The sequence below is a fragment of the Kitasatospora indigofera genome, assembly GCF_014655955.1.
GTDB lineage: Bacteria > Actinomycetota > Actinomycetes > Streptomycetales > Streptomycetaceae > Kitasatospora > Kitasatospora indigofera.
In genome coordinates, this window is sequence record NZ_BNBO01000001.1 from 206,027 (window position 1) to 231,290 (window position 25,264).

The window sequence follows — 25,264 nt, forward strand, 5'->3', positions numbered from 1 at the left end:
CACGAACCACCACCGAAGGATCCACGATGACGGAGCGGGACACCGCCCTCCCAGCCATCGACCCGGCCCTGCGCGAGCGGATGGTCGAAGGCATCTGCGCCCTGCTCCCGCACGTCCTCAAGCGCGAGGTGACCGGGGCGACGGCCGACACGACGCTGATGGAGGCCCTCGGGATGAGCTCGACCAGCGGCCTCGAACTCATCCTGGAGCTGGAGGAACGCCTGGACCTGGAGATCAGCGTCGAGGAGCTCGGCCGGGACGACTTCGGCACCGTCGGCACCCTGGCCGACTACGTCGCCGGAAACCTGCTCCCGGAAGCGTGAGGATGCGCACCTTCGCACCGGCCGCCGCGACCGGCGCCGCGCCCACCGCCGACGGGCCCTCGCCCGCCTGGGGGATCCGCCGCGCCGCCCGGCTGGCCTTCCCCCAGCCGGCGGCGCTGGCCGGCGACCCCGTCCACACCCGACGCCTGCGGCGTTACCTGGCCGACCTGCTGCACCCGTACGGGCGCGAACCCGACCCGGAGGCGCTGGGCGCGGAGGCCGTGAGCTGTGAGGGCCAGTCCTACGGGGAGATGGCCGAGACGCTGATCGACGCGATCGTGCCCGCGGGCGAGTCCGTCGACCTGCTGGTGCTCGCCCACTCGATCCCCGACATCACCCCGGGCCGCGCCACGACCACCTACCTGAGCCACGTCTGCCCCGGCACCCCGATGGCCTTCGCGGTCAGCGACCAGGGTGCGGCCGGCGCGTTCACCGCGCTGCGCCTGGTCGACGCCTACGCGCGCTCGGGCGGGCTCCGGCGGGCGCTGCTGCTGGTGGTCGAACAGGACTCGCTGCCCTACCACCCCGGAGTCCCCGTGCCCGAGGTGGCCGGCAGCCGCGGCGTGGCGCTGCTGTTCGGCGAGCCGCTGCCGGGGGAGCGGGCGGCCAGAGTCTCCCGGGTCGGTACGCACGTCCTGCCCCCGGACGCGCCGGGCGCCGCACTGGCCGCCGAACTCGGCGCGCTCGGCGGCGGCCCGGAGCCGGTGACCGCCGTGCTCGGCGGGGTGTCCACGGTCGACGCCGCCCACCCCCGGCCGGCCGATCTGCGCTTCGCCGACGCCGGACAGCCCGGCACCGGCGTGTGGTGGGAGCTGGCCGGCGAGCTGGCCGGGCCGCCCGCCGGACCCCGCAGGCTGCTGCTGGCCGACCACGACGCCGGACTGCGCCACCTCTCGGTGGCGACGGTCGACCTGGACGGCGCCGACGAGGTGCCCAGGTGACCGCGCCCGTGACCACCACGCCCGAGACCGCCGGGCCCGAGACCGCCGTGCCCGAGACCGCCGTGCCCGAGACCACCGGGCCCGCGACCGCCGGGCCCGCGACCGCCGGGCCCGAGACCGCCGTGCTCACGGCCACCCCGGGCCCGCTGCGCATCGAGGACTACCAGGACCTCGCCCAGCGCCGGCTCGACGACCAGGTCTGGGACTTCGTCGAGGGCGGCGCCGGCACCGAGCGCACCGTCGACGCCAACCGGTGCGCCTTCGCCCGGGTGACGCTGCGGCCGAGGGTGCTGGTCGACGTCTCCGCCTGCGACACCGGGACGGAACTCCTCGGCGCCCCCCTGGCCACCCCGGTGGGCGTCGCGCCCACCGCCTACCACCGGCTGCTGCACCCCGACGGCGAGGTCGCCACCGCCCTCGGCGCCGGCGCGGCCGGCGCGCTCTACGTGGTCAGCGTCTTCGCCAGCCGCACCTTGGAGGAGATCGCCGCCGAGGCCGCCGGACCGCTGTGGCTCCAGCTGTACTGGCTGCGCCGCCGGGAGGTCCTGGCCGGCCTGGTGGAACGGGCCACCGCGGCCGGCTACCGCGCCCTCGTCCTCACCGTGGACGCGCCGCAGCTGGGCCGGCGCCACCGGGACGCGCGCAACGGATTCGCCGTCCCGGCCGGCATCTCCGCGGTCAACCTCGACCCGGCGCTGATGGCCTCCGCACACCGCTCGGACGCCGGCCGCTCCGCGCTCGCGGTGCACACGGCGGAGGCCGTCGACCCGTCGGTGACCTGGGCCGACCTGGCCTGGCTGCGCGCGCGCAGCGAGCTGCCGGTGGTCCTGAAGGGCATCCTCACCGCCGAGGACGCCGTGCTCGCCGTGCAGCACGGGGCCGACGCGATCGTGGTCTCCAACCACGGCGGCCGGCAGCTCGACGGCGCGCCGGCGAGCCTGGACGCCCTGGCCGAGGTGGTGGACGCGGTCGGGGCCGCCGGCTGCCCGGTGCTGTTCGACGGCGGGGTCCGCAGCGGCGCCGACGCCTTCGCGGCGCTCGCGCTCGGGGCGCGGGCCGTCCTGCTCGGCCGCCCGGTCCTCTGGGGGCTGGCCGCGGACGGCGCCGCCGGGGTGGCCGGCGTGCTCGGCCTGGCCACCGAGGAACTCGCCCACACCATGGCCCTCGCCGGCCGGCCGGCCCTGCCGGCGGTCGACCGCTCCGCGGTCGTGCTCGCCCCCGGCCCGGCACAGGGCCCGCCACAGGGCCCGGTACACGGCACGGCACAGCGCACAGCAGTGGGCACGGGACTATGAGGGACGGTCGGACGATGGCGACAGAACTGGCACGCGAGGACCTGCACGCGTCGGTGTCCGATCCGGCGTCCGCGTCGATGAACTTCCTGAACGAGGTCTCGGCGCGCTTCCCCGACGCCGTCTCACTGGCGGCCGGACGCCCCCACGAGGGCTTCCACAGCACCGACGACCTCGACCGCTACCTGCGGACCTACCTCGCCCACCTGGAGGGCCTGGGCCTCGACGCGGACCAGCGCCGGCGCCAACTCCTGCAGTACGGCCGGACCAACGGCCACCTCGGCGTGCTGATCGCCCGGACCCTCCTCCTGGACGAGGGGATCGAGGTGCCCGCGCAGGCCGTGATGGTCACCACCGGCGCGCAGGAGGCCATGGTCGTCGCGCTGCGCGGGCTCTGCGCGGGCCCCGGCGACGTGGTGCTCGCCGTCGAACCCTGCTACGTCGGCTTCACCGGGGCGGCCAGGCTGCTCGGCATCGAGGTGGTGCCGGTGCCGGAGACGGCGGACGGCCTCGACCCGGAGGCCGTGCTGGCCGTCGCCCGCGCCGTCCGGGCCGGCGGCCGCCGACCGCGCGCCCTCTACCTGGTGCCGAACTTCGCCAACCCGTCCGGGGTCTCGATGCCGGTGCCGGCCCGCCGGCGGCTGCTGGAGGTGGCGGCCGAGGCGGACCTGCTGCTCCTGGAGGACGACCCGTACGGGCTGTTCGGGCTCGACGAGGAACCCCGGCCCACCCTCAAGGCGCTGGACACCGGGCAGCGGGTGATCCACATCGGCTCCTTCGCCAAGTCCTTCTTCCCGGGCGTCCGGATCGGATTCCTGGTCGCCGACCAGGCGGTGACCGACGCCCAGGGCCGGCGCACGCTGCTGGCGGAGGAGCTGTCCACGGTGAAGAGCCTGCTCACGGTGAACACCTCGCCGGTCGCGCAGGCCCTGGTCGGCGGCTTCCTGGTCGAGTCCGGATGCAACCTCAGGACGGCGGTCAAGGAGAAGACCGAGTTCTACCGCCGCAACCTGCGGACCCTGCTGGCGGCCCTGGAGCGTTCCTTCGCCGACGAGCCGAGGGTCCGCTGGAACGCGCCGGCGGGCGGATTCTTCGCGGTGGTCGAGGTGCCGATGACCGCCGACGAGAACCTGCTGGAGATCTCCGGCCGGGACTACGGGGTGCTCTGGACCCCGATGAGCTTCTTCCACGCCGGCGACGGCGGCCGGCGTGCCCTCCGGCTGTCCTGCAGCGCCCTGGAACCGGACCGGATCGAGGAGGGCGTGCGCCGGCTGGCGCGGCTGGTCAGGGAGCGGGCGGACACTCCGGACCCGGCGGGGCCCGGCCGGGCCGCAGTGGCTGCGGACCCTGCGGCCCCCGCCGGCAGCAGGGACCCCGGATGACCGGCGCGCCGGACACCGTCCAGCTGTGGCTGGTGCCCGACCAGCAGCCCGGCCCGGCCCCCGCGGACCTGCTCGCCGTGCTCGACCCGGAGGAGCGGTCCCGCGCGGCGGCCTACCTGTCGGCCGACGACCGCCGCCGGTTCGTCCTCGCGCACGGCGCCCTCCGGCACATCGTCGCCGGGTGGCTCGGCGCCGCGCCGCAGGAGATCCGCTGGCGCCGGGGCCCGCACGGCAAGCCGGAACTGGCCGGGCGGTACACCGGGGCCGAGGTCAACCTCTCGCACTCGGGGGCCGTCGCCATGGTCGCGCTCTCGGCGTCCCGACGGGTCGGGGTCGACGTCCAACGGGTGCTGCCACGGCTGGACGCCACCGGGATGCCGGAGCGCTGGTTCCTGCCCGAGGAGGCCCGCTTCGTGCGGGCCGGGGCGGACCCGGGCAGCCGGGCCGAGCGCTTCGCCAGGCTGTGGGCCCGCAAGGAGGCCCTGGTCAAGGCGCACGGCGGCCGGCTGACCCAGGGGTTGCGGATCCCGCTGCTCGACAGCGGCACCGGGACGAGCCGGCACCCCGCCGACGCCTGGTCGCACGGCTACCTGGTGGCCGACGTACCCGCCCCCGACGGGTACCGGGCGGCCGTGGCGCTCTCCGGTACCGAGGCCTTCCGGGTGACCGTGGGCCGGTGGACCTGGCCCGCACCGCTCTCCGGGCCACCCACCGGCCCGGCATCCGGGGCGCCGGAGCGGCCCGGCACCTGACCGCCCCCGGGCGGGGGGTGCCCCGCATGCGTTGCCCGGCCGCCGCCCGGCCGCCCCGGCCGTCTGTCCGTCCGTCCGGCTGATGACCTGACGGCCTGATGACCTGACGGCCCCACGACCCTGACCCGCCCGACCCTTCCCCTGACGACCCGTCGATCGGAGCACCGCCATGCCCCTGCACCCACAGCTCCAGACCCTGCGCGAGCAGCGCGCCCGCAGCGGCGCGGCCCCCCTCTACAGCCTGTCGGTGGAGGAGGCCAGAGCGGCCGACCTGGCCTCGATCCGGGCCGCGGCCGGCAGCCCCCGGGCCCTGCACGAGGTGACGGACCTCCGCATCCCCGGGCCCGGGGGCGAGCTGGCCGTCCGCGTCTACCGGCCGAGCGCCGGCCGGCCGCTGCCCGCGCTGCTCTACTACTTCGGCGGCGGCTGGACCCTCGGCAGCATCGACACCGCCGACGGGCTCTGCCGCGACCTGGCCGCAGAGGCCGGCTGCCTCGTGGTCACCGTCGGCTACCGGCTCGCGCCCGAGCATCCCTTCCCGGCGGCCGTGCACGACTGCCACGCGGCCCTGCGCTGGGTCGCCGGCCACGCCGAGGAGCTGGGCGCCGACCCGGCCCGGCTCGCCGTCGGCGGCGACAGCGCCGGCGGCAACCTCGCGGCCGCCGTGACCCTGCTCGCCCGGGCCGACGGGGACCTCGCCCTGACCGGACAACTGCTGGTCTACCCCAACACCGACCAACTGGCCGACGACGCGTCGATGCGCGACAACGCCGACCCGTGGCAGTTCAACCACCACTCGGTGGCCTGGTACCGGCGGCACTACCTGACCACCCCGGGGGACGCCGAGCATCCGCTGGCCTCACCCCTGCGGGCCGCCGACCTGGCCGGACTGCCCCCGGCCCTGGTCGTCACCGCCGAGTACGACCCGCTGCGCGACCAGGGCGAGGCCTACGCGGCCCGGCTCGCCGCCGCCGGGGTGCCGGTGGAACTCACCCGCTACCCCGGCATGGCCCACGGCTTCTTCACCATGACCGGCTCCGTCGACGCCGCCCGCGCCGCCGGCCACCAGGCGGCCCGCTTCCTCCGGGACCGCTTCGCGCCGTCCTGACGTACCCGGGACGCCCCCTGAGCCCCCCGACACTTCGGGCTTCGGCAGGAGACCCTCCGGTGCGAGGGTCGGCACGGAGTCCTCTAGGATCCAGGCGATCATGCGGTGACCAGCATCGCGGTCGAATGGAGGTAGATCCGCCCGTGAAGCCGGCCACCACGACCCCGAGAGCCTGCGATCCGAGGCCGCTCGCCGTGTTCGCCCAGGCATTGATCCTCCTCCAGGCCGCGGGGGAACTCGTTCTCGGTCTCACCAGTGACGGGGGGTCGGAGCTCTATCGCGAGGTCGGGCGTTGGACGCTGCCGCTGTTCGCCGGTGGCGTCGTAGGGTTCCTGGGCTGGATCCGGCGCTGCCGGCTCAACGCCGAGATCCTCTCGTCCACCACCCACACCTACGGCCGCGGGCGCGCCCTGGGGGTGTGGTTCATACCCGTCCTGATGTGGTGGGCCCCACGCCGGGTCGTGCTGGACATCCGGCGCGCGGGCGGCAGCGCCGGAACGCCCTGGCTGATCAACACCTGGTGGACCGCCTGGCTCGCCAAGTCCGTCGGCGTCCCCCTCTGCATGGCGATCGACCTGGAGGGAAACCCGAACAACCCGTACGTCACCGTGGTCCACGTGGTGGCGTGCGTCCTCGCGATCCTGGTGATCCAGCAGGTGACGACGGTGCAGGTCTCGCAGATCCGAGTTGGCGGTACCGCCGGCCTTTTGGCCGCGACGGTGCCCCGGCTGACCAGGTAGCGGGGCGACGATCACGCCGCCTTCCAGGACCGGGACCTGTCCGACCGCGACCACGTCCACGTGCGGGCCGCCGGAGTCCGTCCGAAGGGGCGGCTGGGCAGGCGCACTCGTGCGTGCTGGTCCCCCCTGGAAATCCTCGCCGACATCGGCCGCACCAAGCGGATCCGCAACACCGCTCGGACCAGCCGGAAGCAGCAGACCCGGCACTGATAGCGGTCAACTCATCCACTGGCCTTGACCCTTGCTCCTGGGACCGAGGTGCCGGCCCATCTGCGGAGTGCTCCACCCCTCGGATCACTTCGAGCCGAAGACCCGGGCCACACAGTGATCGAGGAGATCACCGAAGGCCTGGGCCGAATCCATGTCGGAGGCCGGTAGCACTCCCGCGTCGTCGGCGGACGCCATGAAGTCGACGTCGGCCCAACCGCCTCTGAACAGGACGACCGAAAGCTCTGCGTCGTCGGGGCCTGTGAGGACGATGCCGATCGAGTCGGGTTCGGTCACCGAAGACCGGTCGGTCTCAAGGCGCTGCGGCCACGGTGCGGCCCCGTCCCGCCAGGTCACAACTCCGGCAGCTAGTCCCTGGCGCTGCCAGGTCAGCCTGCGCCCGGTGACTTCGAGGGCCGCACGATCAAGATCAATCACTTGGTTCATACGCAGAGCATGATGACCGGGCAACGCGTCGTCCACCTGATTGCGCAAGCGGGGATGAAGGGGGCCTTCGGGAACTACAGGGACGGTCGTCCTTGGTCACCCAGCCCGGGAACGGCGAGGGCGACGGGGCGGGAGCGCGGCCGGCGGCTCCGTGGGAGGGCGACTGGGACCCCGTCTCGCGGGTTGGCATCTTGAAATGTCACTCTGCGTGCTAGACGCGGGGGAACTGGCCGCCCGCAGCGTCGTCACGATCCGGTGCACTACTCCTCCGCCGCTCCGGCCGGCGCGGGCAGGTCGAGCGCCCGGGCGAGGGCGGCGGTGACGGGAGCCCGGTGGTGGGGCAGGCGCTGCCGGACCCAGGCGGCGGCCGCCGTCAGGAAGTCGGCCAGGTCGCGCTCGGCACCGGCGAGCAGGTGGCGGAGTTCCGTGACGGACAGTTCGATCACGGGACTGTCGCTCTGCTCGGTGTTGACCGTGAGCCGGACGGTGTCGCCGGAGCGTTCCGCCACCGGTGACAAGGGCTCGTGGCCGAAGCCGAGCAGGCCGTCGCCGTCGAGGAGCCTGTACCAGTCGCGCCAGTCCTCCAGCCCGTCGCAGCAGCCGGGTACGAACGTGACGCCGGTGGAGTCGTCGGTCACCCGTAGGCCGCCGGCCGCGAAGAGGTCGTCGAAGGTCAGCAGTCCGTGGAGGAAGGCGCCCAGCGGGTCGGAGGGGCGGGGCGGCCGGTCGCCGTCGGGGTCGACGTCGTTGCAACTGGCGATGCGCATCACCGCCGTCCCGATCTCGGCGGGCGGGAGTGCGCCGCCGAGGGGCAGGAAGCCGGAAGGCACCGCCTCCGCCACGGGCCACAGGTCGAAGTCGTCAGGGGAGTTGAGCTCCAGGACGGGCTGCATCACGATCACCCGCCCAAGTGTTCCGCATCGCCCGTTCGTGGCGCCTCTGGATAACGCCGGGCCCCCGCCGAGCCTGAACCGGCGCGGGAGCCGAGCGCTTCGGGCGCACCACCCCGGACTGGCGCAGGCACTGGCGCAGGCACAGGCGGCGCCGGCACCCTGCCGCCCGCGCCCCGGCCGAGGTCACGGTGCCGGTGTGCGCCCGGCATGGGCCGCTCGCCAGGCGGCCATGGAGCGGTCCCAGTCCTCGGCGGTGAGAGCGATCAGTGAGGCCGGGAACAGGCCGTCCTCCTCCTTGGCGATGTGCTGGTGCAGGGCGCCGAGGGCGGCGGCCAGCTCGGTGCGATCGCCGCTGAGGGTGAGGTCGACGGTGGCCATCAGGGCGGCGAGTTCGCGGTGCTCGGCCTCCAGTTGGCCGATGTAGTCGGTGAACTCGGGGTTGCCGCGCATCACCGCGAAGAGCCCCGTCTCCTCGCCGCGCCAGTGGGACGCGAGTTCGCGGGCGAGGGTTTCCAGCTGCGGTCCTACGGTGTGCGGCCGGTCGTGGTCCAGGGCGTGGATGATCCCGCCCGCGAGGTTGGTCGCGCTCTCGTGCTCGGCGATGAAGTCCTTGATGAGGGGGATCTCGCGGCATCCGCAGTAGTGGCACACGCGCCCAGTGTGCTGGTGCGGTGTGGCTGTTGCCCGGTCTGCTGCTCCGGATGGCCCTCGGTGGCGGCGCGACCCCCGCGATGTGCGGAGATCGGCGAGCGCCTCCGGGGGGCTCGCCGGGTGATCTCGTTTCCCGGGGCCCGGCTTGACGGCTGATCAGCCGATCTGTCCCGGGAGTGTGTGGATCGGGTGAATTCCCGTCGGAGATCCACGTCCACGGCCGGGCGGGAGTGGTGGGAAGCTCAGGCCTTCACTAGGTTGTTGCCAAACCTTATTTTCCGGAAGTTCACTCGAACGAGTGAGTCCGCAGGAAGAAGGAGCGGGTCTTTGGCCTCCCACCGCCGTCCGAAGCAGCCGACCCGCGCACGGGTGACGGTGCTCACCGCCGCCGCCGCGACCACGGTCGCCCTGTCCGCCCAGATGAGCGCACACGCCGCGCCCACCACGCCCTCCAAGAAGGAGGACGTGAAGGCGCAGATCGACAGGCTCAACGAGGAACAGGAGCAGGCTGCCGAGCGCTACAACGGCGCCAAGGAGCGGGCCGACCAGCTGCACAAGCAGGCCGACCAGCTCCAGGACCAGGTGGCCCGGGGGCAGGACCGGATGACCCGCCTTCAGACCGGCCTGGCCGAGGTGGCCGGCGAGCAGTACCGCACCGGCGGCATCGACCCGTCCGTCCAGCTGATGCTCACCTCCGACCCCTCCGGCTACCTCCAGCAGGCGACCAGCGTCCAGCAGGCCACCACCGGCCAGACTGAGGCACTGAAGGGCCTCCAGGACCAGCAGCGCCGGCTCGACCAGCAGAAGATCGAGGCCGCCGCCGTCCTCTCCTCGCTGGACGAGACCACCAAGGACCTGAACCAGGCCAAGGCGGACATCACCAAGAAGCTCCAGGAGGCCAACACCCTGCTGAACACGCTGAGCGCCGCCGACCGCGCCTCGGTGGTCCAGGGCGACGGCCGGGCCTCCCGGGACGCCGTCCGGGTCGACCTCGGCACCCTGCCGCAGGCGGGCGGCTACGCCGGTGTCGCGGTCGCCAAGGCGATGAGCAAGCAGGGCGCCCCCTATCACTGGAGCTCCGCCGGCCCCGACCAGTTCGACTGCTCGGGCCTGATGGTGTGGGCCTACCGCCAGGCCAACATCTCACTGCCGCGCACCTCCCAGGAGCAGGGCAACGTCGGCACCCGGGTGCCCTCGCTCGCCGAGGCCCAGCCCGGCGACCTGGTGATCTACGGGAGCGACCGCCACCACGTCGGGATGTACATCGGGAACGGGATGGTCGTGCACGCCCCGCACACCGGCGACGTGGTCAAGGTGATGAAGGCCGACGCCATGCCGATCAACACGATCCGCCGGGTCTGACGCACCCCGGGACGCGGCCTGCTCAGCGGCGGCGTCCCGCCCGGCCCTCCGGTCCGGCTCCCGGCGCCCCGACGGTCCGGTGCGTCGACGGTCCGGTGCGTCGACGGGCCCGCTGCTCCCGGCCGTTCGCTGCGGCGGCCGGCCCGCCACCGCCGGGTGGGCCGGCAGGAGGCGGGCGGGTCAGAAGCTGATGTACCGCTCAAGCCGCCTGGGGGTGGGGTTCGGCCGTGAACACGTCGGCCGTGAGGGTGAATTGTCCCCAGGCCGACATCTCCAGAGCGAAGTTCGTCGACCGGGCGGTGATCAGCCGCTCGGGTTCGGGGAAGGTCGGATGGAGGTGGTGGACGACCTTGGTGACCTGGTCGAGGTCGCCGGCCGTCCCGTCGAGGAAGACGCGGACGTCAGCGTCGACCCGTCGACCTTCTCCATGGCGAGGTGGAGCACGTCCTCGTGGACGCCGCGTTCGTAGAGCGTGATGACGTTCGGGTGGTTGATCCGGGCGGCGGCCACCGCCTCACGTGCGAACCGGGCCGGCAGATCCGTCGCCCCGTCCTCGCCGGTCATCAGGAGCTTGAGGGCCACGGTACGGCGGAGGTCCCGGTCACGACCGGCCCACACCTCGCCCATTCCGCCGCGCCCGAGCGGGTTGACCAGCTCGTACCGCCCCGCGATCACATCACCGGGCTTCATGTCCCACCCCGCTGGTCCGACGCTGCCGTGCCGCAACACCGTACGAGCGATGGCGCCGTGACGGCTGCGGCTCGGCGGGATTGCCCTTGCGCCCGGCAGCCGGGCCCCGGCCGGGCGCCGCTCGGGTCTCCTGCCACGGGGGGCGTGATCGCCGGGGTGGGGCCGGGCGGCGCCCGGGCATGGGACGGACCTGCCCGCCTCGCCCTCCGGGCTTCCGGCCCGGGAGCCACGGCCGCCGTCCGCCGCCCGGGTTCGTCGGTCCCCAGGGGCGGGTGCGGTTCCAGCCCTGGGGACCGAAGGCGCCCTGCCGGCCGGGCGGCCGGCAGGATTCAGCGGGCGATCCGCTCCAGGACGGCCAGGACCGCCCCTGGATGCGACTCGGCGGCCGGGACCAGCTGGCGACGGGCCAGTTCGTCGGTGCTGTCCGCCGCGCTCCTCCTGACGTAGGCATCCGTCGATTCGAGCGTCAGCAGGCTCTTCCCGCTCGGGCTGAGGAGGGAGGCGGGACCATCGGGTCCCTCGGGCCGGTCCACGGCCCAGCCGGCCGCCACCAGTCGGCTGACCTCGGCCGGAACCGGTGCGCCCGTTGCCGCCAGGGACGGGAGCAGCAGAAAGGAGATCTGGTACTCGTCGGCCCCGCCGGGATTCGTGCTGTCCCACTCCTTGATGACGGATCGCCCCGCGACGACCGCACTCCGGTCCGCAGAGGGGACTTCGGCCAACGGGTCCACGGCCGTGAGGATCACACGAACCGCCAGCAGCGGAATCGCCACCGCCACCAGCACGGCGGGTGTCACCCGGCGTTTCCTCACAGCCCACTTCCCCTCTGCGGCGACCTGCACGGTCCACTGTCTGCCGTCACCGGCCTCCGCGGTCCGTTCAGGCGGGCAGCCAGGACGGCCACCAGGGCGGGATGTTGCTGTCCGGGCAGAGCCCGGAGTCACCGTGGTAGCCGTCCGGCGTGCCCAGCAGTGCGAAGCACCCGACGGCCAGCACCGCCAGGGAGAGCAGTACCAGGGCGGCCGGGACGATCCCCCGCCAGGCGAGGGGCAGCCCGGCCGTCCACCGCCGCGCGACCGCCCACACCGCCACCGCGGCGACGAGGAGGAGCAGTTCGATCGCGGGCCACTCGACGAACGAGAACGCGAACCGGTGCTGCGGCTCCCAGGCCGCGTCGCAGTAGGCGCGTGCCGACGCCACCAGGACGGTCGTCCCGTACCCGGCGGCCAGCCCCCCGACCCCGACTCCGACCCCGGCGAGCCCTCGCAGGAAGGCCGGCCCCCGAACTCCGGTCGCCCGGCCGTTCCTTGCATCGACAGGAATACTCATGCCCCTTCGGACGCAGCCGCCACCGCGGCGGTTCGCCCCACGGAGGGTTCCTCGTCGAAGTGCCGCGCATCCGTCCGCACCCGCGAGGCGAATCCGCGACCGTGCGAGCCGGGCCGTGCGGCCAACTCCCGGGAGAGGGATCGTCGACGAGGAGCCGGCCGCGCCGGTCGCCGCCCGCACCGCCGGCCCGGCCACCCGGGCCGCCGGACCCTTCGGCGTGCCGGCCCGGGCACGGCCGGGCCGGGCGAGGGGCCGGCCGCCGGGACGCTCAGCCGCGCTGCGAGACGTGGGCGGCGACGATCCGCCACCCGACGTCCGGGAACCGCACCCAGGTCTGCGACTGGCGGCCGACCCCGGTGACACCGGCGCGGCGGAAGGTCATGCTGGTCACGGCGAAGGCGTCGCCGAAGGTGGTGACCTCGGTCCGCTCCGGGCTGCGGTCGAGTCCGGCCGCCGGGCGGGCCCGGCGGAAGGCGGCGATCTCCTCCGGCCCGAACAGCTCCTCCCCGGCACCGAACCGGACGGTCCGCGGGCCGTCGTGGAACAGCTCGTCCAGGACGGCGAGGTCGTTCGAGGTGAGCGCCCGTTCGTAGCGGACGAAGGCCGCCCGGACCTCGGCGAGCGCGGTGGGGTCGTCGACGCTCCGGTCCGGTGCCGCGCTGGCCGGCCCGGTGCCGGGGGCCGCCGTCACCGGGCGGCCGGGCTGAGCGGGGCGTCGTCCGCGGCGGCGGTGCGGACGTCGGGCACCGGGAAGGTCAGCCGGCCCGCGAGGTGGGCGAAGACCGGGCCGAGCGCGTTCATCGCCACCACGGACAACCAGGCCGCCCAGGGGTTGCCGGGTGCGAATCCGAAGCCGCCGAAGAACGTCGCGAAGTACGAGGCGAAGCCGAGGAACATGCCCGGGACGAGCGAGAACAGCCGTAGCCGACCGGCGTACATCAGGGCCGTGTTGACGACCAGGATGACGCCGGCGAGCACGGTGTCCTGGGCCGCCCGCCCCGGGCCGAGGCCGTCGCCGATCCGCTGCGTCACCAGGACGATCAGCAGGGCGAAGAACGACCCGGCGGGCATGGCCGCCCAGAGCCGCCGGGCCACCGGCAGGCTCGGGCCGCCGGCCAGGAAGGTGCCCGCCCAGGAGATGAAGATCGCCCAGGGCGGCAGGTTCAGAGCGGTGCCGCCGATGAAGGCGGTGGAGGCGGCCAGGACGGAGGCCGCGATCTCGTGGGGGATCCGTTCGCGCATGGGGGACTCCTGGTGCGGGGGAAGGAAGGAGTGCGGAAGGGGCGGTGGGGGCGGGGCCGGCGGACGCGGGGTCAGGACGTCCGGAACAGCAGGTCGGTGCTGCGGGTCGACCGGGCGACGATCCGGCCGCCCTTGATCACGGCGGTGCGGGCCGGCCGGTCCAGCAGCACGTCGCGCACGTTGTGCGTGTCCAGCACCACGAGGTCCGCCGCGGCTCCGGGCCGCAGGCCGTACCGGTCGGCGATCCCGACCACCCGGGCCGCCCCGGTGGTCGCCATGGCGAGGACCCGCGCCAGGTCCTCCGGGCCGGACAGGTGGCCGGTCTGGGCGAGGAACAGCCCGACCTCCAGCAGGTCGGCGTTCCCGTACGGGGTGAAGGCGTTGCGCACGTTGTTGGACGAGTACGCGCAGGTGACCCCGGCCGCCCACAGCTCCCGGACGGGGGCGACGCCGCGCCGGGGGTTCACGGTGTCGGCCCGGCCGTTGAGGTGCATGTCGGTGGCCGGCAGCGGGACGACCGCCACCCCGGCGGCGGCCAGCGCGGCCAGGACCTTCCCCCGTTCGGCGGCCGGGCGGCCGGCCAGCGAGGTCATGTGGCCGAGCGCCACCCGGCCCCCCAGGCCGCGCTCCGTGACGGCCTCCGCGATGTACCCGGCCATGGCGAACCGCGGGTCGGCGGCGTCGTCGGCGAAGTCGGCGTGCAGGTCGGCCGGGACACCGAACTCGACGGCGAGGTCCAGCACGAGGTCCACCTGGCGCCGGCAGTCCGTCAGGCCGTCCTCGTTGTAGGTGCAGCCGCCGATCACGTCGGCGCCCCGGCGGAGCGCCTCGCGCAGCAGGTCGAGCGTCCCCTCGGCCCGCAGCACGCCCTCCTGCGGGAAGGCGACCACCTGGAGGTCGACCACGCCCCGGTACTCCTCACGCAGCTCCAGCATCACGTCGAGGGCGAGCAGCCCCACGATCGGGTCGACGTCGGGGTGGGCGCGCACGAGGGTGGTGCCGTTCGCCACCGCGTCGTCGAGTACGGCCCGCGCGCGGTCCCGGACGTCCTTCGCGGTGAACGCGCGCTTCAGCGTCCCGGTCACCGCGATGGCGCCGGCCAGGGTGCCGTCCGGGTTGGGCCGCTCGCGGTCCAGCAGGGCCTTGTCCAGGTGCAGGTGGGACTCGATGAGGCCGGGGATCACGACCCGTCCCGCGCAGTCGAGCCGTTCGGCACGGCCGAGCCGTTCGGCGTCCGGTCCGGCACCGGCCGGCGGGGGACCGGATGCTGCCGGACCAGGCGGCCCCGGCGGGCGGGTGCCGATCGAGCGGATCAGGCCGCCGCCGAGGTGGATGTCGACCAGCTCCGCGCCGTCGGCCAGACGGGCGTTGAGCAGCACGAGGTCGGGCGGTGGGCTTGCGTGCATACAGGCGTCCCTTCGGGGCGGCCCGGCCTCCGTGAGAGTGCTCCCGGAGGCGGTGGGTGAACAATGCCGAGAAGCTGTCCACCGGTTGTATACAAGCCCTTTGTTGCGGGGGATCGCCGGTCGCGCAACGCCGCTGTTTCCGGCGTGGGCCGGATCCAGGTGCCCTCCTCCGGCGTGGGCCGGATCCAGGTGCCCGGCTCCGGCTCCGGCCCCCGCCGGGAGGGCGGCCCGTCCCCGCCGGTGCGCCTACCCGCCCTCCGGCTCCGGCCGGCGCCGCCGGTACGCCGACTGGGCGAGCGCGATGTGACGGGCCACCAGCTCACGGGCCCGGTCCTGGTCGCCCTCGTCGATCGCGGACACGATCTCGGCGTGCTCCCGCCAGGAGTCCGTGGCCCGGCGCGGCAGTTCGGCCGCGTACACCCAGGCGATCTTGTCGCTGAGCTGGGTGACCAGCTGGCTGAGCGTGCGGCTCCCGGAGGCGGCGGCGATCACCTCGTGCAGCCGGCTGTTCAGCCGGGAGAGCTCCTCCAGCCGCCCGTCCTCCGCGGCCTCCATGCCCAGCGAGACCAGTTCCTTCATCCGCCCGACCTGCTCCGCCGTCCGCCGCAGGGCGGCCCGTCCGGCCCCCAGTGGCTCCAGCAGGGCCCGGACCTCCAGCAGGTCCTCGGCCTCGTCGTCGCTCAACTCCACGACGGCGATGCCCGCGTAGGGCCGGCTCACCAGGAAGCCCTCGGCCTCCAGTGAGCGCAGCGCCTCGCGGACCGGCACCCGGGAGACCCCGTACCGCGCCGCCATGGTCTCCTCGGTCAGCCGCTGGCCGGGGCGGTGGACGCCCCGGATCAGGTCCTCGCGGATCGCCCGGACGACCGCCTGCGGCGAGACCCGCCCGCGGCCGGCGGACGGCCGCGCACCTTCGTCTTCCATGGAAACCTCGATTGGATACAATCGCCGCTCCTTCGGCGAAAGAGCTCGCGTGGCGAACGTACTACAACCCGGTACCGGCCCGATCAACGGCGACGCGTACCTCCCCTCGACCCCCGACACCGTCTCCTGGGGACTGCTGCCGACCGCGGCCGACCGCCCCGTCCTCACCGTCGACCCCGGTTCGACGGTCTGCTTCGACACCGTCAGCCACGAGGGCCTGCTGGCCGATCAGGGCGGCGACCCGGCGGCCTTCTTCGGGGCCGCCGGCATCGCCCCCGGCCTGCTGCTCGCGGACGCCCGCGACATCGGCGCCGCCCTCACCCACCGCCCCGACCGGACCGGGCCGCACATCGTCACCGGCCCCGTCGCCGTCCGCGGCGCACGCCCCGGCGACGTGCTGGAGGTCCAGGTGCTCGGCCTGCTGCGCCGCGCGCCCTACGGCGTGATCAGCAACCGGCACGGGCGTGGCGCGCTGGCGGGCGAGTTCCCGATACCCCCGCACGGCTGGCCCGACGGTCAGCCGGTGCCCACGGTCAGCCTGGTGGCCCGGGTCGACGACGAAGGCCGCGGCCTGCTGCCCACCGGCGACGGCAGGGCGGTGCGCTTCCCGCTCGCCCCCTTCCTCGGCATCATGGGCGTGGCCACCGCCGGCGACCGCCCGCACGACTCCGTCCCGCCCGGCCCGCACGGCGGCAACCTCGACATCCGGATGCTCACCGAGGGCGCCCGGCTGTACCTGCCCGTCCAGGCGGACGGCGCGCTGTTCTACACCGGCGACCCGCACTTCGCCCAGGGGGACGGCGAGGTCTCGCTGACCGCCTTCGAGGCGCCGCTGCGCGCGACCCTGCGGCTCACCCTCCACCGCGATCCGGCCGTCCGCCGGCTCGCCGCCGAACTCGCCCTGCCCTACGCCGAGACCGCCGACGCCCACCTGCTGCTCGGGCTGGACCCGGACCTCGACACGGCCGTCCGGCAGGCCACCCGCAACGCCGTGACCTTCCTCCGGGCCCGCCACGGGCTGCCGCCGGCGGTCGCCCTCGCCTACCTCAGCGCGGCCTGCGACGTCCGGATCTCCCAGGTCGTGGACCGGGTCAAGGGCGCCCACTTCGTCCTCCCGAAGGCGGATCTCGCCGATCTCGGGCCGGGCCCCGCCGCCGACGGGGAGGCGTCATGACGGCCGCCCGTCCCGGCCCCTTCGTGGCCTGGCTGCCCCAGCCGCCGGCCGGGCCGGCCCCCGCCCACCACCGGCCGGGTCACGGGGCGGGCCCGCTGGCGGGCGTCCGGCTGGCCGTCAAGGACGTGATCGACGTCGCCGGTCTGCCCACCGGCGCCGGCCACCCCCGCTGGGCGGCCACCCACCCGGCTGCCGTGCGCGACGCCGAGGCCGTGTCCCGGCTGCGCGCCGCCGGGGCCCTGGTCGTCGGCAAGACCCACACCGACGAACTGGCGTACAGCCTCGGCGGTACCAGCGCCCACTACGGCGCCGTGCCCAATCCCGCCGCGCCCGGCCGGGTCAGCGGCGGCTCCTCCAGCGGCACCGCCGCCGCGGTCGCCGCGGGCACCGCCGACCTCGGACTCGGGACGGACACCGCGGGCTCGATCCGGGTGCCCGCCTCCTACTGCGGCCTGTACGGATTCCGGCCCTCGCACCGGCGGGCGCCGCGCGCGGGGATCGTCCCGCTGGCACCCTCCTTCGACGTGCCGGGGTTGCTGGCGCGCGAACCGGCGGTGCTGGACGCCGGCCTGCGGGCGCTGCTCGGCGCCGCCGGCGGCCCCGATGCCCGGGGCGGCACCGGGGACGACGCGCCGGCGGGGAGCCGGCCGGTGCGGCGACTGCTCGTCCCGGACGACCTGTGGTCGCACGCCGGGCCGTCCGTCACCCGGGCGCTCGGCCGTGCGGTGGCCACGCTCACCGGGCTCGCCCCCGTCGACCGCAGGTCGTTCCGGGCGCCGGACGCACCCGGCTGGGCGCACACCCGGGAGGCGTTCGCCACCGTGCAGGCGGCCGAGGCCTGGGCGGCGCACGGCGACTGGATCACCGAACACCGCCCGGAGTTCGGGCCGGGCGTGGGTGCCCGGTTCGCCGCGGCCCGCGCGGTGACGGCGGAGCGTGCGGCCCTGGCCAGGACGGAGCTGGCGGCCGGGCTCGCGCCGCTCCTGGACCTCCTCCACGGCGGCGACCTGCTGGTGCTCCCGGCCGCGCCGGGCCCCGCACCCCTGCTGACGGGGCCGGAGCGCCCGTCGGAGGTACCGGCGGGCCGCCGGGCGGCGCCGGCTCCCGCCGCCTCGGACCGCAGGGCCGCCACCGTGCTGCTGACCTGCCTGGCCTCGGCCGCGGGGGCGCCCGCCCTCTGCATCCCGGCCGCCCTGCTGGACGGCGCCCCGCTCGGGCTCTGCCTGGTGGCGGCCCCGGGTGCCGACGAGCAACTGCTCGACCTGCTGGCCGGGCTCGCGCCGGCCCTCACCCGAGGACGGCCGGCCGGCCCCGGCTCGTCCGCCCCGGTCCCTCCGGTCGCCCCGACCCCTCCGTCCTCCCCGACCCCTCCGTCCACCGGAGGGGGAGCGTCCGCCGGGGCCGGCCCCACCGCTGCGAAAGGCCACCGATGAAGCGCCCCCTCGCCCTGCTGGAACGGGCCGGGATCGACCCGTACCTGCTGGCCATCCTCGCCACGGTCGCCCTCGCCGTCGTGCTCCCCGCCGGCGGGTCGGCGGCCCGCGGGCTCTCGGCGGCCACGACCGTGCTGATCGGCCTGCTGTTCTTCCTCTACGGCGCCCGGCTCTCGCCGCGGGCCGCGCTGGCCGGCGCCACCCACTGGCGACTGCATCTCACCATCCTGGCGGCCACGTTCGTGGTGTTCCCGCTGCTCGGGCTGGCCGCCCAGGCACTGGCCGCCCCGATGCTCGGGCCGGATCTCGCCCGCGGTGTGCTCTTCCTCTGCCTGCTGCCGTCCACCGTGCAGTCCTCGATCGCGTTCACGGCGATCGCCGGCGGCAACACCGCCGGAGCGGTCTGCGCGGCGTCCTTCTCCAGCCTGCTCGGCATCGTGGTCACGCCGCTGCTGGCCTCCGCGCTGCTCGGCGGCGCGGGCGCGGTGCGGCTCGACGCGGCGGCGGTGCTGACCCTCGTCCTGCAGCTGCTGCTGCCCTTCCTGCTCGGCCAGCTCTCGCGGCGCTGGACGGCCGGGTGGATCGCCGCGCACAAGCCGGTGGTGACGGCGGTGGACCGCGGGTCGATCCTGGTCGTCGTCTACGGCGCCTTCAGCGAGGGCATGGTGGCCGGGATCTGGCACACCGTCTCGCCCGGCCGGCTGCTCCTGCTGCTGGGAGTCTGCATGCTGCTGCTGGCGGCCGCGCTGACCGTGACCGACCAGGGCGCGCGGCGGCTGGGCTTCTCCCGCGAGGACCGCATCACGGTGGTCTTCTGCGGCTCGAAGAAGAGTCTGGCGAGCGGGCTGCCGATGGCCGCGGTGCTGTTCGCCCCCTCGGGCCTCGGGCTGGTCGTGCTCCCGCTGATGCTCTTCCACCAGGTGCAGCTGATGACCTGCACGGTGCTGGCCCGCCGGTGGGGCACCGCCGCCGCGGCCGCCCACGGCGGCCGGGCGGAGGCAGCCGTCCCGGTCGGCCAGTCCGGCGGCCGACCGGCCTTTCAGCCCCGCGGCGCTGGCGGTGAGTTCCCCGATACACCCGCGTAACGCGGCGGTGCGGTCGGGGCAATGCGGTCCCCCTACGGTCGGCTCGACGGATTTCGTATACAAAAGCGAGATCCCCCGGCCCGAGGAGCCCGATGAGCCCGCGCACTGCAGCAGACCGCGCCACAGCGCCCACCCGGACACAACCGCGCACACCGTCGCCCGCGGAACCGCCCGCACCTGCGAGGGCGACCGCGGACGGCGGTGCCGCGGACGAGTACGAGCACCGGCCGGTCCCGCCCGGCGCCCGGCGCAGCCTGCTCTCGGTGGCCGCCGTCTGGGGCGGATTCCCGATGTGCCTGGGCAACGCGGTCTTCGGCGGCCTGATCGTCTACAACCTGGGCCTGCTGCGCGGCATGCTCGCCGTCCTGGTCGGGAACCTCGTCCTGCTCGGGTACGTCGGCACCCTGAGCCACCTCGCCGGCCGGACGGGCGAGAACTTCTCGCTCCAAGCCCTCACCACCTTCGGCCGGCGCGGCCGGACCTTGGTCGTGGGCTTCCTCTCCACCGTGGTGGTCGGCTGGTTCTCCTACCAACTCGGCCTCACCGGCGGTACGTTCCACGAACTCTTCGGCTGGGCACCGGCCTGGGGCGCGCTGCTGGGCTGCGCCGTCTACACCGCGGTGGCGGTGGCCGGGATCCGGGCCCTGTCGGTCCTCGGGCTGGTCGGCACACCGCTCTTCCTGGTGCTGGCCGCCGTCGCACTGTTCCTCGGCACCCGCGACGGCGGTTCGCTGAGCGGCGCGGTGGCCTACCACGGCGAGGGGCACGCCATCCCGTTCTGGGCCGCCGTCAGCATCGTGATCGCGGGCTTCGCCGACTCCGGCACGATGACCGCCGACTTCACCCGCTGGGCCAAGGACGGCCGGTCCGCGGTGGCCGCCACCGCCGTGGCCTTCCCGCTCGCCAACACCGTGGCCTACCTGGTCGGCGGCCTGGTGGTGGCCGTCGGCGGCGCCGCGGACCCGGCCCACGAGGGCGGGGCCTTCCTCGGCCTGCTCACCGGTCACGGCACGCTGCTCACCGGCCTCGCGGTGCTCTTCGTCCTCACCAACCTCGGGTCCGTCGCCTCGCACTGCCTCTACAACGCCGCGGTCGGCTGGTCCGGGATCACCCGCGCCCGGATGCGGACCCTGGCACTGGTCCTGGGCGCGGCCGGGCTGGTGGTGGCCCTCACCGGGGTGTGGAGCTCGATCGTGGAATGGCTCTCCCTGCTCGGCATCGTCGTCCCGCCGATCGGCGCCGTCCTGATCACCGATCACCTGATGCCACGCCGGGGGGCGGCCCGCCGCACGGTGGAATCCGTCCGCCTACCGGCGCTCGCCGCCTGGGCCGCCGGCGCGGCCGCGGCGACGCTCGTCCACCAGCGACTGCCCGGATCGGTGGACGCCCTGGTCGGGATCGCCGTCGCGGCCGGCTGCTACGCCCTCCCCGGACTGCTGCGCCCGGCAGGCCCCGAGGCCGGGGCGGCCGGGAGCGCCGCCGTACCCTCCGGGAGCGCCGTCGTCCCCTCCTTCGCCACCGGGGAGCGCCCGTGAACCGCGCCGAACGCGACGAGCTGTGCTTCCTGCCCGCCACCGACCTGGTGGCGCTGGTCCGCCGCCGCGACCTGTCGCCCGTCGACATCGTGGACGCCGTCCTGGACCGGATGGCCGAGGTCGACCCGGTCCTCGCCGCCTTCTGCACCCCGACCCCCGAACGGGCCCGCGCCCGGGCCGCGAGCCTGGCCGACGACCTCGTCCACGGCCGGCCGGCCGGGCCGCTGGCCGGTGTGCCGATCGGGGTGAAGGACCTGCTGTCCACCGCCGGTGTCCGGACCACCTCAGGGTCCGCGGTTCACGCCGACCACGTCCCGGACGAGGACGACATCGTGGTGGAGCGCTCGGTGGCGGCCGGCGCGGTGGTGCTAGGGAAGACGAACGCGACCGAGTTCGGTTACAGCCCGGTCGGCCACAACGAGCTCTTCCCCGTCACCCGCAACCCCTGGAACCCGGCCCTGACTCCGGGCGGTTCGAGCGCCGGCTCGGCGGCCGCCGTCGCCGCCGGGCTCGGCCCGGTCGCGCTGGGCAGCGACGGCGGCTGCTCGGTCCGGGTACCGGCCGCGCACTGCGGCCTGGTCGGCTTCAAGGCGTCGATGGGCCGCGTCCCGGTGTACCCCGGTTGCCGGGACGAGCGGCTGCCCGGCGTCTCCGGCTGGGAGAGCGTGGAGCACATCGGTCCGCTCACCCGGACGGTCGCCGACGCAGCCCTGATGCTGTCGGTGCTGGCCGGTCCCGACCCGCGGGACCGGCACTCGATCCCGTGCGGCGACGTCGACTGGCAGGAGGCGGCCCGGCGCGGGGCGGCGGACGGCGTGGCCGGCCTGCGGGTCGCCTGGAGCCCCGACCTCGGCCACCTCGCGGTCGACCCGGAGGTCCGACGCGTCACCCGGGCGGCGGTGGACGTGCTGGAGCGCGAACTCGGCTGCCGGGTCGAGCAGGTGACACCGGACTGGGCCGACCCGGCCGCCGCGTTCCAGGCCCTGGTCGTCGCCGAGACCGACCTGCGGGGGATGCGGCGCATGATCGACGAGCAGGGGCCGCGGATGTCGCCGCACCTGGTCGCCTGGATGCGCCACCCCTGGACGGCCGAGGACCTGACCGACGCCAACATCGCCCGCAAGGCCCTGGTCAACCGGATGGCCCGGCTGATGGCCGGTCACGACGTGCTCGTCACCCCCACCGCGGCCGTGCCGCCGTTCCCCGTCGGCATCCTCGGACCGACCGAGACGGACGGACGCGCGGTGGCGGAGACCGCCTGGATCGGCTTCAACTACCCGGCGAGCCTGACCGGTCAGCCCGCCGTCAGCGTGCCCGCCGGGTGGACGGCCGACGGGCTGCCGGTCGGGCTGCAGATCGTCGGACGCCACCTGGCCGACGCCACCGTGCTGCGGGCGGCCGCCGCCTTCGAACGCGTCGCCCCATGGGCCCACCGACGGCCGGGGGGTGTCCGGGCGGCCGGCCGGGCCGGGAGCTGACGGCCCGGCCCCGGCCTGCCCGGGCACGGGTTCCGGCCGTCGGGGGACGCGGTGCCTGCCGGCGCCCCGCCGACACGTTGTTTGCGGTCACCCGGGGGTAGCGTCTCCGGTATGGACCTTCGCACCACCGTTGAGCGCGCTCAGCGCCTCCAGCAGCTGCACGCCCAGTACAAGCCGCTCGTCCTGCCGACCGTCTGGGACGTCTGGTCCGCGCGGACGGCAGCCGGCGCCGGCTTCCCCGCGCTGACGATCGGCAGTCACCCGCTCGCCGACTCCCGGGGCGCCCAGGACCACGAGGGGCAGACCTTCGAGGAGGTGCTCGCCGCCGTCAGGCCGATCATCGCGGCGGTCGACGTCCCGGTGTCCGTGGACCTTGAGGCCGGCTACGGTCAGGACCCCGCGGACCTCGTCGCCGGACTCACCGAGATCGGCGGTGTCGGTCTCAACATCGAGGACACCGTCCACTCGGACGGCGGACGCGTGCGCAGCACCCAGGAGCATGCCGGCTACATCGCCGGACTGCGCGCGGCGGCCGACGATGCGGGGATCCCGCTCTGGGTCAACGGGCGCACCGACCTGTTTCTCCACGCCGAGGACGCCTCCGGAGTCCTCGACGAGGCGATCGAGCGACTGCGGGCCATGGAGCGGGCCGGCGCCGACAGCGTCTACCCGGTCGGCATTCAGGACAACGACGACCTGCTCACGGCGGTGACCGGCGCCGTCGGCGTTCCCGTGAACTCCACGGCCCATCCCGTCCGGCACGACCTTGAGCGCTTCCGTCGCCTCGGCGTCGGCCGGATCACCTACGGCCCGCTGCTGCAGATCGCGTTGACGGATGCGATGAAGGACATGCTCGGCCCCTGGGCTCCCTGAGCAGCCGGCCGGGCGAGTGGTGCCCGAGCCGCTCGGCCGGCCTGCCGTGAGATGGTCCGCCGGCGGCGCGGTGTCAGGGCGGGGCCGACCTGTCGTGATGTGAGGGATCGTCAGCCGAGCGACGCCGGCGCCGGGCTGTGGAGGTGTGCCGTCCGGACTCCGGCCTTGCGCAGCTCGTCCTTCACGATGCGGAGCATCGTGCAGGCCATGAGCGGCATGATCCCGTCTTTGCAGTCCATCCACACGCTCGTCGTCGTCTCGTCGATGCCGACGTAGTTCGGGTTGTAGAGGTCGGTGTCGCAGAAGAAGTCCTCGGCCTCGTCCGCCGGCACCTCGTGGCCGTCCTCGAAGACGGCCCACAGCCGGGTCTCGGCGGCGGTGGTGAGCGCGGCGAGTGCGCGCTCGTGGTCCTCCGACCGGACGGCGATCGACCAGTTCTGGACGAGGGGGTCGCCGTCGGTCCCTCCGAGGATGCCCAGACAGTTCGGATCGACGGTGATGCCGCCGGGTTCGCTCTCGGACAGGACCGCTCGGCTCATCCAGTAGGCGGCCTGGTCCGGAAGGTCGACGGTCGCCTCGGCCACCCGCCACAGCATCGGGGAACCTGCCGCACGTACGGCCTCGTCGAACAAGCTGCGCGCCGTCTCCTGGGCGTCGATGCCCCCGCTCTTGAGAGTCGAGCGGCCACGCTCGAAGTACCTCTCACCGGCCCCGACGGGGATTTGGGCGGGCAGTTGCCGATCGGTCGTCATGATGTCATGTTGGCAGCCGCATAAGACAGTTGACCGTGCCAGGGGAGTCAGACACCGCCCGCCGCCTGCCACCCGCAGCGGGTTCGGCTCTGGGTCCGGTCCCGGGGAGTCGGGCCCGGGTCCGGGGCGTGGGACGGGAGTCGTTCTTCGGGATCGTCCGGGCGAGGGGTCCCGTGGGGGGGCCGGGCCGTCGTCCGGCCGCCGGCCACGCCGTCCGCCGCCGCACGTGCGAGCGCACGGTCGTCCGCCCCGCCCGCTGGTAGGTCGGTGGTCAACAAATCGGGGTGACAGGTTTCGACCTGGTCGGCATGATCGGTCAGTTGTTCCGTCATGTCTCACCTCGGAGGTACGCCACGTCCATCCACCGCGAACGAGTCTGGGACCTGCCGTGGTTCGCGGCTGACCCAGGCCGGAACGCTTTCGACTGGGACGACGACGAGGCGGCGCGGCTGACGGAGCTCGTCGTTCCGATGGTGCCTCCCATCGGTGCCGAGCGGATGGCGCGCTTTCGGTTCATTGACGAGGTCACCGTGCTCCTGGTGTCCCGTTACGGCCGGTGGGCCTGCGGCTGGGATTTTTCGAACCACGACGGTGGTCCCGTTGAGGCCTGGTGCTGCGATTCGCACTCGGTCGGGGAGATGGAGGAGACCGCCGAACGGGTCGTGACGTGCCTGCTGGAGTGGCGTGACTGGCTGGAGGACATGGCCGAGCGGTTCGAGCAGCTTGCACCGCTTCCCGGTGCGGACGCCGAGGACCGCAGCTGGCACTTGGAACGCGCGGTGACCCGCCTGGTCACCGCGGTCGTCAACAGCACCCACGCCGAGTCGTCCTGGTACGGGATCTGCGAGACGACGCTGACCTGGTTCCTTACCTCCACCGGAATGGGACAGGAAGAGGCCCGGAAGGCGGTCGGAGCCGCGATCGGTGGCCGCTTCAAGAGCCACGTTGCGCCCGCCCCGACCCTGGTCGACACGGTAGGAGAGGACCTGGCGATTCGCCTGACCGGCCGCGGGTTCTACCGTGAGCGATGATGCGCTGGCCAGGTGGTGCAAGGTCAGGGAGCAGGTCGACTGGCTCTCGTCCACGAGCGTGAGCCCGGCACCGGTGTGCCCGGTCGTGGACGGACTCGCCGTGTGGTTCGATGGTCCGGTCCGCCTCCGTGACCCGGACCGCGCCGACCGGCTGCTTGCCGCGATGACCCTGTCCCGTGCCGCTGCCTCACAGGGAGAGCCGCTTACCCCGACT

General features: G+C 74.5%; 25 protein-coding genes and 3 pseudogenes. 16 read left to right on the forward strand and 12 right to left on the reverse strand.

The window, feature by feature from the left end:
• Positions 1-26 precede the first annotated feature (26 nt).
• From IE329_RS00915 to IE329_RS42205, 8 genes and pseudogenes are all read left to right on the forward strand, one after another.
• Complete coding sequence (locus IE329_RS00915; RefSeq protein ID WP_190208781.1) at positions 27-323, forward strand: phosphopantetheine-binding protein; 297 nt, start codon at positions 27-29, stop codon at positions 321-323.
• 2 nt (positions 324-325) lie between these two features.
• Positions 326-1,264 (forward strand): 2-hydroxy-acid oxidase, encoded by a 939-nt coding sequence (locus IE329_RS00920; RefSeq protein WP_190208782.1) that lies wholly within the window; start codon positions 326-328, stop codon positions 1,262-1,264.
• Positions 1,261-2,559: an alpha-hydroxy acid oxidase gene (locus IE329_RS00925; protein ID WP_229927063.1), complete on the forward strand. Its 1,299-nt coding sequence runs from the start codon at positions 1,261-1,263 to the stop codon at positions 2,557-2,559. Before IE329_RS00920 ends, IE329_RS00925 begins: the two co-directional genes overlap by 4 nt.
• Positions 2,560-2,573: 14 nt before the next feature.
• Positions 2,574-3,938 (forward strand): aminotransferase-like domain-containing protein, encoded by a 1,365-nt coding sequence (locus IE329_RS00930; protein WP_229927064.1) that lies wholly within the window; start codon positions 2,574-2,576, stop codon positions 3,936-3,938.
• Entirely contained in the window at positions 3,935-4,690 is a 756-nt protein-coding gene (locus IE329_RS00935) for a 4'-phosphopantetheinyl transferase family protein (protein ID WP_190208783.1), read from the forward strand. Before IE329_RS00930 ends, IE329_RS00935 begins: the two co-directional genes overlap by 4 nt.
• A gap of 169 nt (positions 4,691-4,859) precedes the next feature.
• Complete coding sequence (locus IE329_RS00940; protein ID WP_190208784.1) at positions 4,860-5,798, forward strand: alpha/beta hydrolase; 939 nt, start codon at positions 4,860-4,862, stop codon at positions 5,796-5,798.
• Between the two features lie 125 nt (positions 5,799-5,923).
• A pseudogene (locus tag IE329_RS00945) lies at positions 5,924-6,445 on the forward strand (DUF4328 domain-containing protein); the annotation flags it as partial.
• Between the two features lie 39 nt (positions 6,446-6,484).
• Positions 6,485-6,660, forward strand: a pseudogene (locus IE329_RS42205) (IS256 family transposase); the annotation flags it as partial.
• Positions 6,661-6,832: 172 nt separating this feature from the next.
• On the opposite strand, the gene IE329_RS00950 reads toward IE329_RS42205, so the two are convergent.
• The 3 genes from IE329_RS00950 to IE329_RS00960 all read right to left on the reverse strand — a co-directional run bounded on the left by IE329_RS00950 (position 6,833) and on the right by IE329_RS00960 (position 8,736).
• Positions 6,833-7,192: a hypothetical protein gene (locus tag IE329_RS00950; RefSeq protein ID WP_190208786.1), complete on the reverse strand. Its 360-nt coding sequence runs from the start codon at positions 7,190-7,192 to the stop codon at positions 6,833-6,835.
• 260 nt (positions 7,193-7,452) lie between these two features.
• Positions 7,453-8,085, reverse strand: coding sequence for a hypothetical protein (locus IE329_RS00955; protein ID WP_229927097.1), 633 nt, complete (start codon positions 8,083-8,085; stop codon positions 7,453-7,455).
• Between the two features lie 183 nt (positions 8,086-8,268).
• Positions 8,269-8,736 carry a hemerythrin domain-containing protein gene (locus tag IE329_RS00960; protein WP_190208788.1) on the reverse strand — a complete coding sequence of 156 codons (468 nt, stop codon included), beginning with the start codon at positions 8,734-8,736 and terminating at the stop codon, positions 8,269-8,271.
• Between the two features lie 327 nt (positions 8,737-9,063).
• Here IE329_RS00960 and IE329_RS00965 point away from each other — a divergent pair, with 327 nt between their 5' ends.
• Positions 9,064-10,098, forward strand: coding sequence for a C40 family peptidase (locus IE329_RS00965; protein ID WP_190208789.1), 1,035 nt, complete (start codon positions 9,064-9,066; stop codon positions 10,096-10,098).
• A 199-nt stretch (positions 10,099-10,297) separates the two neighbouring features.
• Here the strand turns inward: IE329_RS00965 and IE329_RS41975 are convergent.
• The 8 genes and pseudogenes from IE329_RS41975 to IE329_RS01005 form a co-directional block, all read right to left on the reverse strand.
• Positions 10,298-10,441 (reverse strand): annotated as a pseudogene (locus IE329_RS41975) (pYEATS domain-containing protein); the annotation flags it as partial.
• Complete coding sequence (locus IE329_RS00975) at positions 10,402-10,788, reverse strand: protein kinase domain-containing protein (RefSeq protein ID WP_190208790.1); 387 nt, start codon at positions 10,786-10,788, stop codon at positions 10,402-10,404. The gene IE329_RS00975 and the pseudogene IE329_RS41975, both read right to left, overlap by 40 nt.
• A gap of 329 nt (positions 10,789-11,117) precedes the next feature.
• Positions 11,118-11,585, reverse strand: a complete 468-nt coding sequence (locus IE329_RS00980) for a hypothetical protein (protein ID WP_190208791.1) — start codon at positions 11,583-11,585, stop codon at positions 11,118-11,120.
• An 82-nt stretch (positions 11,586-11,667) separates the two neighbouring features.
• Positions 11,668-11,988 carry a hypothetical protein gene (locus tag IE329_RS00985; RefSeq protein WP_229927065.1) on the reverse strand — a complete coding sequence of 107 codons (321 nt, stop codon included), beginning with the start codon at positions 11,986-11,988 and terminating at the stop codon, positions 11,668-11,670.
• Positions 11,989-12,385: 397 nt separating this feature from the next.
• The gene (gene hpxZ, locus IE329_RS00990) at positions 12,386-12,808 is read right to left on the reverse strand and encodes an oxalurate catabolism protein HpxZ (protein WP_190208793.1); all 423 of its coding nucleotides are present in this window, start codon (positions 12,806-12,808) and stop codon (positions 12,386-12,388) included.
• Positions 12,805-13,359, reverse strand: a complete 555-nt coding sequence (locus IE329_RS00995; RefSeq protein WP_190208794.1) for a DUF1097 domain-containing protein — start codon at positions 13,357-13,359, stop codon at positions 12,805-12,807. The genes hpxZ and IE329_RS00995 overlap by 4 nt, the downstream gene beginning before the upstream one ends.
• A gap of 71 nt (positions 13,360-13,430) precedes the next feature.
• A complete protein-coding gene (locus tag IE329_RS01000) occupies positions 13,431-14,765 on the reverse strand; it encodes an amidohydrolase family protein (protein ID WP_190208795.1) in 1,335 nt (444 codons plus the stop codon).
• A 246-nt stretch (positions 14,766-15,011) separates the two neighbouring features.
• Positions 15,012-15,689, reverse strand: coding sequence for a GntR family transcriptional regulator (locus IE329_RS01005; RefSeq protein ID WP_190208796.1), 678 nt, complete (start codon positions 15,687-15,689; stop codon positions 15,012-15,014).
• A gap of 49 nt (positions 15,690-15,738) precedes the next feature.
• On the opposite strand from IE329_RS01005, the gene IE329_RS01010 reads away from it, so the two are divergent.
• The 6 genes from IE329_RS01010 to IE329_RS01035 all read left to right on the forward strand — a co-directional run bounded on the left by IE329_RS01010 (position 15,739) and on the right by IE329_RS01035 (position 23,267).
• Complete coding sequence (locus tag IE329_RS01010; protein ID WP_229927066.1) at positions 15,739-16,863, forward strand: acetamidase/formamidase family protein; 1,125 nt, start codon at positions 15,739-15,741, stop codon at positions 16,861-16,863.
• Positions 16,860-18,296, forward strand: coding sequence for an amidase family protein (locus tag IE329_RS01015; protein WP_229927067.1), 1,437 nt, complete (start codon positions 16,860-16,862; stop codon positions 18,294-18,296). Before IE329_RS01010 ends, IE329_RS01015 begins: the two co-directional genes overlap by 4 nt.
• Positions 18,293-19,381, forward strand: a complete 1,089-nt coding sequence (locus IE329_RS01020) for a bile acid:sodium symporter family protein (RefSeq protein ID WP_190208798.1) — start codon at positions 18,293-18,295, stop codon at positions 19,379-19,381. Before IE329_RS01015 ends, IE329_RS01020 begins: the two co-directional genes overlap by 4 nt.
• Before the next feature lie 92 nt (positions 19,382-19,473).
• Positions 19,474-20,916, forward strand: a complete 1,443-nt coding sequence (locus IE329_RS01025) for a purine-cytosine permease family protein (protein ID WP_190208799.1) — start codon at positions 19,474-19,476, stop codon at positions 20,914-20,916.
• Positions 20,913-22,394, forward strand: a complete 1,482-nt coding sequence (locus tag IE329_RS01030; protein WP_190208800.1) for an amidase — start codon at positions 20,913-20,915, stop codon at positions 22,392-22,394. Before IE329_RS01025 ends, IE329_RS01030 begins: the two co-directional genes overlap by 4 nt.
• A gap of 111 nt (positions 22,395-22,505) precedes the next feature.
• Positions 22,506-23,267 (forward strand): isocitrate lyase/PEP mutase family protein, encoded by a 762-nt coding sequence (locus IE329_RS01035; protein ID WP_190208801.1) that lies wholly within the window; start codon positions 22,506-22,508, stop codon positions 23,265-23,267.
• 110 nt (positions 23,268-23,377) lie between these two features.
• Here the strand turns inward: IE329_RS01035 and IE329_RS01040 are convergent, their stop codons facing one another.
• Positions 23,378-24,019 carry a hypothetical protein gene (locus IE329_RS01040; RefSeq protein WP_190208802.1) on the reverse strand — a complete coding sequence of 214 codons (642 nt, stop codon included), beginning with the start codon at positions 24,017-24,019 and terminating at the stop codon, positions 23,378-23,380.
• 284 nt (positions 24,020-24,303) lie between these two features.
• On the opposite strand from IE329_RS01040, the gene IE329_RS01045 reads away from it, so the two are divergent.
• Positions 24,304-25,050 carry a hypothetical protein gene (locus IE329_RS01045; protein ID WP_229927068.1) on the forward strand — a complete coding sequence of 249 codons (747 nt, stop codon included), beginning with the start codon at positions 24,304-24,306 and terminating at the stop codon, positions 25,048-25,050.
• The last annotated feature ends 214 nt before the right edge of the window (positions 25,051-25,264 follow it).